Origin of the sequence: Thiocapsa sp. (assembly GCF_035467215.1) — a bacterium.
Taxonomy (GTDB): Bacteria; Pseudomonadota; Gammaproteobacteria; order Chromatiales; family Chromatiaceae; genus Thiocapsa.
Genome location: NZ_DATITZ010000292.1, coordinates 1 through 11038, shown reverse-complemented (window position 1 = coordinate 11038; position 11038 = coordinate 1). Strand labels below are relative to the sequence as shown.

The 11038-nt window shown below is 64.3% G+C and carries 11 protein-coding genes; 6 read left to right on the top strand and 5 right to left on the bottom strand.

Annotated elements, in window-relative coordinates; translation table 11 throughout:
• Nucleotides 1–598, top strand: a 598-nt coding sequence (locus VLR48_RS16360; protein ID WP_325292810.1) for a hypothetical protein, incomplete at its 5' end; no start/stop codon positions are given.
• Nucleotides 595–1593: a lysylphosphatidylglycerol synthase transmembrane domain-containing protein gene (locus VLR48_RS16355; protein WP_325292809.1), complete on the top strand. Its 999-nt coding sequence runs from the start codon at nt 595–597 to the stop codon at nt 1591–1593. The genes VLR48_RS16360 and VLR48_RS16355, both read left to right, overlap by 4 nt.
• Before the next feature lie 47 nt (nt 1594–1640).
• Here VLR48_RS16355 and VLR48_RS16350 read toward each other — a convergent pair whose 3' ends face one another.
• Both VLR48_RS16350 and sat read right to left on the bottom strand, forming a co-directional pair.
• Nucleotides 1641–3365: a hypothetical protein gene (locus VLR48_RS16350; protein ID WP_325292808.1), complete on the bottom strand. Its 1725-nt coding sequence runs from the start codon at nt 3363–3365 to the stop codon at nt 1641–1643.
• Between the two features lie 157 nt (nt 3366–3522).
• Nucleotides 3523–4710, bottom strand: a complete 1188-nt coding sequence (gene sat, locus VLR48_RS16345; RefSeq protein WP_325292807.1) for a sulfate adenylyltransferase — start codon at nt 4708–4710, stop codon at nt 3523–3525.
• Nucleotides 4711–5139: 429 nt separating this feature from the next.
• Here sat and VLR48_RS16340 point away from each other — a divergent pair, with 429 nt between their 5' ends.
• Nucleotides 5140–5358 (top strand): hypothetical protein, encoded by a 219-nt coding sequence (locus tag VLR48_RS16340; RefSeq protein WP_093034691.1) that lies wholly within the window; start codon nt 5140–5142, stop codon nt 5356–5358.
• Nucleotides 5359–5411: 53 nt separating this feature from the next.
• On the opposite strand, the gene VLR48_RS16335 is transcribed toward VLR48_RS16340, so the two are convergent.
• The gene (locus VLR48_RS16335; RefSeq protein WP_325292806.1) at nt 5412–6107 is read right to left on the bottom strand and encodes a lytic transglycosylase domain-containing protein; all 696 of its coding nucleotides are present in this window, start codon (nt 6105–6107) and stop codon (nt 5412–5414) included.
• 482 nt (nt 6108–6589) lie between these two features.
• Here VLR48_RS16335 and VLR48_RS16330 point away from each other — a divergent pair, with 482 nt between their 5' ends.
• A complete protein-coding gene (locus VLR48_RS16330; protein WP_325292805.1) occupies nt 6590–7117 on the top strand; it encodes a YcbK family protein in 528 nt (175 codons plus the stop codon).
• A 122-nt stretch (nt 7118–7239) separates the two neighbouring features.
• On the opposite strand, the gene VLR48_RS16325 is transcribed toward VLR48_RS16330, so the two are convergent.
• On the bottom strand, nt 7240–9063 hold the full coding sequence (locus VLR48_RS16325; protein ID WP_325292804.1) for an RNB domain-containing ribonuclease: 1824 nt from the start codon (nt 9061–9063) through the stop codon (nt 7240–7242).
• A 156-nt stretch (nt 9064–9219) separates the two neighbouring features.
• On the opposite strand from VLR48_RS16325, the gene VLR48_RS16320 reads away from it, so the two are divergent.
• A complete protein-coding gene (locus VLR48_RS16320; RefSeq protein WP_325292803.1) occupies nt 9220–10257 on the top strand; it encodes a folate-binding protein in 1038 nt (345 codons plus the stop codon).
• A complete protein-coding gene (locus VLR48_RS16315) occupies nt 10254–10658 on the top strand; it encodes a DUF1622 domain-containing protein (protein WP_325292802.1) in 405 nt (134 codons plus the stop codon). The genes VLR48_RS16320 and VLR48_RS16315 overlap by 4 nt, the downstream gene beginning before the upstream one ends.
• 4 nt (nt 10659–10662) lie before the next feature.
• Here the strand turns inward: VLR48_RS16315 and VLR48_RS16310 are convergent.
• On the bottom strand, nt 10663–11038 hold a 376-nt coding region (locus tag VLR48_RS16310; protein WP_325292801.1), incomplete at its 5' end, for a hypothetical protein.

The window sequence follows — 11038 nt, the reverse complement described above, 5'->3', positions numbered from 1 at the left end:
AGTGGCCGGATCGCCGTGGAACGGGTGGCCGAATCAGCGTGGAATCAGTGGCCGAATGCCCGTGGAATGGGTGGCCGAATGGGCGTGGAATACGCAGTTCAAGCTCAGGTATCGCGGCATCGAGCTGGTCTATCTGCATGTAAAGCAGCCGCGCGTCATGCCCTATCAGTGGGTCTATTTCGGCGACGGCGATGTCGTGATCAACCGGATGGCGGAGTTCCGCAACTTCCACGATCCGGAGGCGAAGGTGGACAACACGGTGCTCTGCGCCGAGGTAACCGCCGAGACGGATCGACCCGCCGAGGATGTCCTGAGCGCACTGGAACGTTATCACTTGGTTGACCGGGCCCGGGTGGACGACGTGATGGTCTTGCCCGAGGGCTTCGGTTACCCGGTCTACGACCGCGGATTCGAGGCCGTGAAGGCGCGCGCGGAGGCGGTGCTGGGTCGGTACGAGAACCTCCATTCAGTCGGCCGCAACGCCGAGTTCCGTCATATCGAGGTCGACGAGGATCTGGAGTCCGCACTGGCGACCGTGCGTCGCCTGTATCCCGACGCGATGCCCGAGTCGGTGTCAGAAGGACGGCCCGACGCATGAAACGGGTCCTCGCACTGCTGCTCCCGATCCTCTTTACGGTCGGGCTGCTCGTCTACGCACTGCGGGGTGTCGATTTGGGCACGCTGCGCAGCACGCTGCTCGAAGGCGAGCTCTGGGTCATCGCGCCGTTCCTGATCCTCTTGGCGTTCTTTTTCTTGAACAACGCGCTGCGTTGGACCCTGATCCTCAGACCTTTCGGTCGCTTCTCGATGCGGCAGGTCGCACCCTCGATGATGATCGGCTTTGCCGGGAACAACGTGCTTCCGCTGCGCATCGGCGAGTTGATCCGAGCCGTCATCTTCGCGAAGGAGTCGGGATGCTCGCGCAGCGGGGTCCTGATGACGCTGGTGGTCGAGCGGGCGCTCGACCTGGTGGGTATCCTGCTCGTCTTCGTCACCGGTGCAATCCTGGTCGGAGAGCTACCGCCCGGCTGGACCTATGGTCTCGCCATCGCGCTCGCCGGAATCTTGGCGCTGATAACCACCCTGGTCTTGCTCGGACGTTTCCCGGATGTCTCGCTGGGTCTCTGGCGACGTTTGAGCCCGTCCCTTCCCGTCCTCGTCGCCGAGCGCGGGCAGACCTATCTCGCCGAGTTGACGCGCGGATTGGCTGCGCTCGCCACGCCGTCAACCGCCGCAGCGCTGCTGTTGCAGTCGCTCCTGCGCTGGTATGTCGCGGCGGCACTGGTGTGGCTGAGTCTGGCAGGCTACGACGTTTCGGTGTCGCCCGGCGTGGCGATGCTGGTGGTCGGGGTCACCGCAGCGGCCGTGTCGCTGCCGAGCGTGCCCGGATTCGTCGGCCCGGTTCAGGCCGCCTTCGTCTTCGCCTTGACGCCGTTCGGCATCGGCCAAGAGGTCGCACTCGCCGCCAGCATCCTCTTCCTCGTCGGCCACTGGGTGCCGGTCACCTTGACCGGCGCCCTCTACTTCGTCTCGCGGCATTATTCGTATCGCCAGATACGGCGGGAGGCGGCCTCGCTGAGCGAGAGCGCGTAAACGGCGGCGTCCGAACATGCTCGAAACGCTTTTTCGAAGATCACCACCTACCGGCGAATCGGGCAGCGCGCCGCGGTCGGCTCGTCAGCCGATGCCGTCGCGCTTTCGGACGAGGCGTCCTCCGGTTCCGGAGGAAGACGGATCCACTGCACGGACGTAACCCCGAGCGCGCTCTTCAGCGCCTCCACTTGCGACTCGAGCCGTGCGTCGGGGCTCTCGGGCAAGGTCCAACGTCGGCGGTCTCGGATGAGTATGCGGTCGGATCCGCAATCGTCCTTCATCGTGAAGACGTCCCAGACCCTCGGATGGATCAAGCCGTTGAACCAACCCGTTCCATATGGGACCTCGACGGGTACGCCGTCTTGCTCGGTCAGGGTCGTGCGGAATGCGATCCCCTTGGCGTAGGCGGCGGCATAGAACGGATAAAACGCGCGTCCCTCGATGTAGACGGCCTGTTGCCCCGAGTCACACGCGAACGCGGCCGCGATTTCTGGACGCACTCCGCCGGTGTGGGCCTCGCCGACGGGGTCGGTCGCGTGGGCACGAAAGAGCCCGAACAAGGCGAACCCGACAACCGCAAGGCTGAACACCTGCTGCACGCGCCGGGAGTGCAGGCGCGACCAGACGAGATCGAGCGCCAAGACGATGATGACCAGATAGAGCGGCAACAGCATCGCTTGGTGGCGCATCTGTCCGCCGAACGGGTAGGCGCCCGCCATCCCAGCCGAAAAGACCAATGCGGTTGCGATCACGGCCGCCAGGACCATCAGAACCCGCGCGCTCCGCCGACGCCAGAGCCCGAGCGCCAGAACCACGACGGCAGCCGTCCAGAACAGCGCCACGGCAATTGTCTGCCCCAGATCGGTCGGCGAAAACTGCGGGATCAGCCAACCGGCGTTGCCGACCAGACCGCACCAGGCGAATTGGAGGATCGAATCGCCCTCGCTCAGCGTAAACCCCTCTAGATGCATGGGCGCCACGGCCCCGCGACCGCGTCCGTAACCGAGTGCAAACCACAGCAGCACCGAGAGGGCACCGATCACCAGAACAACAAAGGCGGTCCAATCCAAGAATCGCCAGGTCCGCAGCCATTGGAGCGGCCGTGCAAAGCGGCGTCCGGCCCGAACCGCCCACATCAGCGCCAAGGCCAGGATCAAGCCGAGTGCAACGAAGAGTGCCGAGTAGATGAAGCCGAAGGCAACGCTCAGACCCAACGCGGCCATCAGCGGCTGCGGTTTGGGCGTGTACCCGAGATCCATCGCGGCCGAAGCGCTCCGAGGGACGAGCGTCGTCGCCGCGAGCAGCCCGATGACCAAGAAAAGCAGTCCGAAGCTATAGGAGCGCACCGAGACCGCAAGCTCGAGGAAGCCGAAGCTTGTAATCAGCAACACCACCCCGAGCAATGCCATCTCCGGGACGACACGCAGACGCCGCAGCAACAGATACCAGAGCGGAACGGTCGCGACGGCCGCCAAGACCGACGGCAACCTGAACCAGAAGGGATCCGGGCCGAACCGGGCCATCGGCATGAGCAGGAGATGATGCAGCGGCGGATGGGCGTCGACCAGGCCCTCCTCCAGAGCCTTGGTCCAAGGCGAGACGGTGCTCAGATAGAGATGCCAAGCCTCGTCGTAACCCCAGCGCTGATCGAGCGCGAAGAGCAGCCCTATCCCGAGTGTCGCGAGGGTCAGCAGGACGAGCGTCAGAACGGACTCGCGCCTCGGCATCGCATCCCGGTGTCCTGTCTCGTGCGGGAGGTTGGAGCTGGACATGGATCTCTCGGCCGCGCAGGAATCAACCACCCCTGCAGCGACACCGTCTGGTCGTCATTTAAAGAATCCGCTGCTTGAACCCTGTCGACGCAGAAGTGCGTTGTCCGCGCGAGCGCAGCTGCACCCCGCGAGCAACGCAGATCGCCGAGAAGGCGGCTCAATCGAGCGAGCGATAGTAATCCATCAGGATCTGCGCAACCTCGGGTCGGGAGAACTCGGGCGGCGGGGCGATCCCGTTGCCGAGCATCTCGCGGACCTTGGTGCCGGACAGCAGGACGAAGTCATCCTTGGTGTGATCCGGGGCCTCGCACATCATAACCACGCGGTTGAGCTTCTTCGAGTAAGCGGTATGGTCGGCCTTGAAGATCTCGATCTGCAGGGCGTCTGCGGGAACCTCTTCGTCGAAGATCGTCTGAGCATCGAAGGCGCCGTAGTAATCGCCGACACCGGCATGATCACGGCCGATGATGAAGTGGGTCGCACCCATGTTCTGCCTAAAGTAGGCATGCAGCACCGCCTCGCGCGGTCCGGCGTAGAGCATGTCGAAGCCGTAGCCCGTCACCATGGCGCTGTTGGGCGGGAAATAGAGCTCGACCATCTTGCGGATCGCCGCATCCCGCACCGGCGCCGGGATATCGCCGGGCTTGAGCTTGCCGAGCAGCATGTGGATCACCAGGCCGTCGCAGTCGAGCCGCTTCATGGCCATGTGACACAGCTCCTCGTGGGCGAGGTGCATGGGATTGCGCGTCTGGAAGGCGACGACGCGCTTCCAACCGCGCTCGGCGATCTCGTTGCGGATCTCCACCGCGGTGCGGAAGGTGTCCGGGAAGTCGTCCTGAAAGTAGGAGAAATGCAGGACCTGGATAGGGCCCGAGACCGCGAACCTGCCCTGGCTGTTGAAGGTCTGGACGCCCGGGTGCTCCGGGTCCGAGGTGCGATAGACCTTCTCGGTCATCAGCGCCATCTGCGCGTCGCTCACCTGCTCGATCGCCTCGACATCCATCACGGCGAGCACCGGATTGCCCTCGACATTGGGGTCGCGCAAGGCGATCCGCTTGGCCCCCGCGATCCCGTTGGCGCTCTCGAGCAGGCAGAGAATCGGCACCGGGAAGAAGAGCCCGTCGGCGGTCCGCATTCCCTCCGCGACGCCGATGGCATCGGCGACATTCATGAATCCGGGCAGCGGACTGAAATACCCGCCGCCCAACATCACGGCATTGGCGGCCGCCTGCGAGCTGATAATGACCGACGGCAAGGCCTCGGCCTCGCGCATCAAGGCATGGTGGGAATCCGGGTCGTACACGAAAAGGGGCTTCAAAGCCTCGGAACCGACGGGTTTGATCATCTTCTGCCTCTCGGGGTGGGGTTCATCGTGCACCGCTCGATGCTCGACCGAGGAGGACGATGAAACGACTGAGGGAACTGCTTTCATGTCGGGTGCCGTAATCGGGGTTCGTGCGTGAACGGCACGGACCGCATCGGACGCGACAAGGTTCGGCCGGCAGTGGTGGCGCGGCCAAGCCAAGCCAAGCCAACAAACGACGTAAATCGCACGGCGCGCGGTTTAGGTCAAAACCATACCACGGACCTTGAAACTCCTTGCCCAGAGGATCTTTATGCAACGAACAAATTCACTTTGCACAAGGGCGCTCGCAATTCGGCGCTGCGGGGCGTGGAGTGCGCTAGACTTGCGCCCCGCCCGGGCGGGCCCATCTTCCGCCACGAGCAAACGATCGGCACCCGGAAAACAAACACCGCGAAGGACACACCCACCATGCCCTACTTCGTCTACAAGATCTCACCGCCCCTGCAACTGGAATACGTCGACACCATCGAACGCTATCAGGACGCCCGCGCACTGGTGCGTCGCCGCCGCGAGGAGGAAGGCACCGGGAGCGACATCCAGTACCGGCTCGTCTTCGCACGTCAACAAGGCGAGGCGGAGAAGCTGCTCTCGACCCCGCGCGACAACCGCGTCATCGGGGAGGACTAGCCCGCGGCGCCGGACGCAATCTCGACAAACGACCCGACGACCCCGCCCGCACGTCAGCGCACCGACATCACCACGCCGGTGCCGGCGTCCTTCTCGGCCCAGAGAAACTGTCGGACCTTACGCACGTAAGCCTGTGTCTCCGCATAGGGCGGAATCTTGCGCCCGTGCTTGATGACGGCCCCCTCGCCTGCGTTGTAACCGGCCAGAGCAAGCTCGAGGTCCCAATCGAACATGTCCATCAGATCGCGCAGATAGGCGGTGCCGCCGCGGATATTCTCGACCGGATTAAAGCTGTCCGTGACGCCGTAGCGGGCCGCGGTCCCGGGCATCAGCTGCATCAACCCCTCCGCGCCGGCGCTCGAGACGGCTGTCGCGTTGTAGGCCGACTCGGCACGCACGACGGCATGGATCAGTGCGGGTGAGAGCCCGTAACGGCGGGCGTTGGCGGCGATCAGCTTCTCGTAGGCGGCACGGCGCGTTGCCAGCGATCCCGTGATGGGCGCAGCCGCCTTGGCCCTTTCGCCGGTGAGTAGCTTGGGCTGCTTGAGGCCGGCCGAGCGCGTTTCGCTCTCGCGGATCAGTTTCTTCGACTCGCGCTTCCACTCGAGCCGATACTTGCTGCCTTTCAGCGGCGCGTCAGTAAAATAGACCTTGCCCGCGGCATCGACGTATTTGTAGACATCGGCCTGAGCCACGCCTGCGACGCCGCACGCTGCCAGGACGACGCATGTCGCCAGGAGTCCTCGCATCTCATCCCCCCTCCAACGGTGCCGAACCCGGTGCATCCCGGCGGTGCATGCTAGGGCGAGACGGCGGAGCCGTCGGCCTCTCGGCATGGGCGGGGAGCCCGTCGTCTGCCGATTTGCAATACATCCGCCCCCGAATGGCTTTACAGGACCATCATAGACGAATTATCGCCGGACGCGCACGATTGCAAAACGTACAGGAGCATCTTCGAATCGGTGTTCGCAATGTGGTCGGAACATGGTCGAAATAGAGTCAGAACACGACCGGATCCGTTTGAAAAATGTCTCTCGTGAGTCATCACGTAATCTGTTAGATCATCAAACTTTCAATATTTTCAACAGCATCTTATCATTGTTATCTTGTGTAAGATTTTAATCTCGACATCGAATGGAGCTGGATGACAAATTTTTGATTGCTTTTCGACGATCACTTCCTATACTCTCCCCTGCCTACAGGCTAGAACGTCCAATGTACCGGGGGGAACATGAATCGACGTTACTTTCTAGGTGCGGCTCTGTCCGCTGTCGCTGCACCTGCATTCGCCAAGAAACCGGCCGATCGTTCGCGTGTACTGGCCTTCAATCATCTCCACACCGACGAACGTCTTGCGGTGACCTATCGGATCGGAGATAGCTACCAACGCAGCGCCCTGCGAGAGATCAATCACTTCTTCCGAGACTTTCGCACCGGTGACCAGGTCTCGATGGATCCGCAGCTGCTCGACCTCCTGTACGACATCAAGACCCACCTCGGCGACCCCGATGCCCGCTTCGACGTCCTGAGCGGATACCGGTCGCCGCGCACCAACAAGATGCTCCGGGAGACCTCCGGCGGCGTCGCCAAAAATAGCCTGCATCTTACCGGACAGGCAATCGATGTACGCTTCCCCGACCTTCCGACACGCTATATCCGAGATGCGGCGATCGCCCTCGGGCGCGGCGGTGTCGGCTACTACCGTCGTTCCGACTTCGTCCACCTCGACACGGGTTCCGTCCGGCGCTGGGGCGCCTGAGCGGGACCTGTCCGCGCCGATTCCGCGAGCGGCCGGCGGTCGCTCGCGGAATCGGCGACTTCCGAGGCCTCGCGCGGCACCGGTCAAGGCAAACAGACCCGAGCCGGATCGGCCCGGGCCGATCAACCGAGAATCCGAAATCCGGACGTGAGCGCCGGGATATCGACCTCGGTCACCGTCAGTCGCAGGCGCTCGTTCAACCCGGGCGCATCGCGCGAGCGAACCCTCGCCTCCAGTGCCAGATCCGGGATCAAGACCGTCACCTTTCGCTCGTCGCTGTCGACGACGACCCCGTCGCCCCGCCACTCCTGATTCTCGCGCAGGAAGACGTGTTTCCAGTGCTGGTTGGAAAGCCGCTCCCCGCGGCGAACGGATGCCGCGGCAAGCTCCGCCTGAGCGACGCGAGCCGTGACCTCCTCTTCGGAGAGTCCGGGTCGGCCCGTCAACTCGGCCCGGATCTGCTGATGAACCAACAGGTCCGAGTAACGGCGGAGCGGGCTCGTCGCCCTGGTGTAGATCGGCAGACCCAGCCCGGCGTGCAGATCCGGCGTACCCGTCAGGCGGGTCGGCTTGAAACGGCGTCGCCGCGCGTACATGGACGCGAGATCGGTGGCGGTATCCAGTCCGTCGGGTAGCGCCTGAGTCGCATAGGGGATCGGGATCCCGCGCTCCAGACAAAACCGCCCCGCGGCCACACCGGCCATCAGCATGGCATCCGTAACCATCGCACGGCTGCCGAGCCGCAGGAGCTGGCGGATCCGTACCTTCCCTTCCTCCACACGGATGCTCACCTCGGGCAGATCCAGGCCGGTCGCACCGTCGGCATGACGACGGGCACGGAAGGGTTCGACCAAGGCTCGAATGGCCGCGAAGGGACCTTCGTCGAGGCGCTCTTCGACCCAGTCGTAGCTCAAACGCTCCACGCGCACCCAGGTGCGATGAATCCGGATGTCCAGGATCTCGCCTTGCGGGTCGCACAGCATACCGAAGGAGAGCGCCGGCGAGATCGGCTGCAGCCCGAGCCCGAGTTGATCCGTGACCTTCGCGGGCAACATGTTGACCACGCCCTCGGGAAGATACAGGTTCGCCCCGCGCGCCCTCGCCTCGCGCTCGATCTCGGACTCGGCATCGATCAGCGCGGCGACGTCCGCCACATGGACCCAGAGTCGATCGCCGTCCACGCTGATGGCGTCGTCCGGATCCTGATTGCCTTCATCGTCGATGGCATAGGCCGCAAGGTGCGTCAGGTCGAGACGTTCCTCCTCGATGAGCGCCGGGACAGGCAGATCGGGATCTCGGGTCGGGACCCCGCATCGCGCCGGGTATGGATTGTGAGTGGCGTGCCAATAGCCGACTTGGACCAGCGCGCGGTGGGCGTTTTCGGGCGTCTGCTGGTGACCCAGCGCGGCGAGGATACGACTGTGCTCGGATTGCCCGTGCTCCAAGCGCTCGACCTCGCCGAGTCGATCCCGATCCTCGGGTGCCGGCGCCGCCGCGGACATGCGCTCCAGGAACGCCTGCCAATCGCGCTCCTCGGCCGCCTTGGCCTCGCGCTCGGCACGATCGCGCTCGACCACCTCGCGGGGACGTGCTTGGATCTGCGCCGGGGTCCCGCTGAAGGTCAGCCCCTCGGAGACCAACTGCCAGGCCGCCCAAGCCGTGGCCGGGGTGAAGGCGTCGAACGCCAGCTCGGCGAGATCCTTGAGATTGGTCTCCGAACCCTCCAGCAGCTCCCAAGCCGCGTGCAGCTCGCCCTCTTGAGGCGCGAGATCGGCGAGACGATGCAGGGGACCCGGATGCAAAAGCTCGACATCCTTGGGTCGAACGCGCTTGTGCCCGCCGTCGAGCTCGATCTCGATCTTCTCGCCCACGCTGACCACGCGTGCGGGGCGGATCTTGTAAAGCACCAGGCTATTGACCGGCGGACTGGATTGATATGTCGACAAGCTGCTGTGATCTCCACTGCACCAACTAAACCGGCCTTGCGCGATCGATCCCTGTCGAGCGCGGTTTTCGCGGCACCTTTGGTTATGATACCGGAACCGGCCGCCTCCCGACGCAGCATCGTGCGGCCTCCCGGAATCCAGCCCGAGGTAATCAGCATGCATCCAGTTTGGCGCGACCATCTCACCGCGACCTCCGTGCGTATCGACGAGGACGGGATTCCCCGCTTCCCCGAGCCCGCTCCGGGCGCAGCACCCGACTGTCGTCTCTTCGATCTCTCCCATCTAGGACTCCTCGCCGTGCGCGGCGAGGACGCCTTCGGCTTTCTCCAAGGCCAGCTCAGCAACGATCTGCGCGAGCTCTCCGAGAGCCATGTGCAGTGGAGCAGTCACTGCAGCCAGAAGGGACGCATGCTGGCGAACTTCCTGGTGATACGGATCGGCGACACCTTTTATCTTCAACTGCCGGCGGAACGCGTCCCGGATCTCCTCAAACGGCTGCGCATGTTCGTGCTGCGCAGTCGCGTGACCATCGACGACGTGAGCGACGATCTGGTCCGCATCGCGATTGCCGGCGATTGTGCCGCGGCGGCCCTGAGCGCCCTTGGTCTGCCGGTGCCCGAGCTCGAGAACGGCCTCGCTTTCGTCGACGAGATCCTGGTGGTTCGCCTGCCGGGGCCCACGCCGCGGATCGAGATCATCGGCCCGCCCGAGCCGCTGCGCGCGCATTGGGACACACTGCAGACCCAAGCCGTGCCGGTAAACACCGACGCCTGGACACTGCTCGACATCCGCGCCGGCATCCCGAGCGTCTACAACGACACGGCGGATACCTTCGTTCCCCAGATGGCCAATATGCAGCTCATCGACGGTGTGAGCTTCCACAAAGGCTGCTACACCGGTCAGGAGGTCGTGGCCCGGATGCAGTATCTCGGCAAGCTCAAGCGCCGGATGTACGTCGGCGAGGTCGAGAGCGAGACGCCGCCGCGACCGGGCGCCCCGCTCTTCTCGCCGGACAGCACCTCGCAGCAGGGCAGCGGGACTGTCGTCGCGGCCAGCCCGCTCGATACAGGTCGTTATGCACTGCTCGCCGTCGTGGAGATCAAGGCGGCCGAATCCGGCGAGGTCAGACTCAGCGAAGACGGACCTCTGTTGCGGCTCGAGGCGCCGCCCTACGGTTTTCCGGTCGAGGAATGAGCGAGGGCGTCAATAGACTTTCGGAATCGGCCGCCGGCACCGGGCTTCCCGATCCGGCTGCACTCGGCGTCGAGGAATGGGTGCTGAGCGCGGTCTTGTGGCTGAAGCTGGGTGTGGAGGCAATGGGGGCGCTGATCATCGGCATCGGCGTCGTCGTGGCGACCTACCAGTTCATCCGCGCCTTGTTCTCATCCGGCATCAAGGACTACAACCCGATCCGACTCACGCTGGCGCGCTACCTGGCGTTGGCGCTCGAGTTCCAGGTCGGTGCCGACATCCTGTCTACGGCAGTGGCGCCGAGCTGGGATCAGATCGGCAAGCTCGGCGCCATCGTGGTCATCCGCACGGCGCTGAACTATTTCCTAATGCGGGAGATGCAGGAGGAGCACCAGGGTCGGTAGGTCGCTATTCGTAAACACCCGCCGCCAGCTCCTTCTCCAACATGGAAACCTTGAGCTTGAGATCGTCGCGGGCTGCCTGTTTCGCGGAAACATCGGAGCCCGAATCGGCTGCCTTGCGGGACTGAACGCTGCTGTCGATCGCGGAAACCCGCGCGGCGAGCGCTCGGTTGGCCTTGGTTTCGGCGGCTAGGCTTCGCTTCAGATCGCCCCAAGCGGCGTCGAGCCGGGCATAGTCGGCTTGCCGGCTGCTCAGCTCGCCCTTCACCTTGGACTGCTCGGCCTGAAGCTCCGAGAGCACGGAGCGGAACGAGGCGTTCAGACCCTGCTCCCGGGCGAGCGTCGCCTGCATGGCGTGCTGGCGCTCGCCGTAGGCGCCGGAC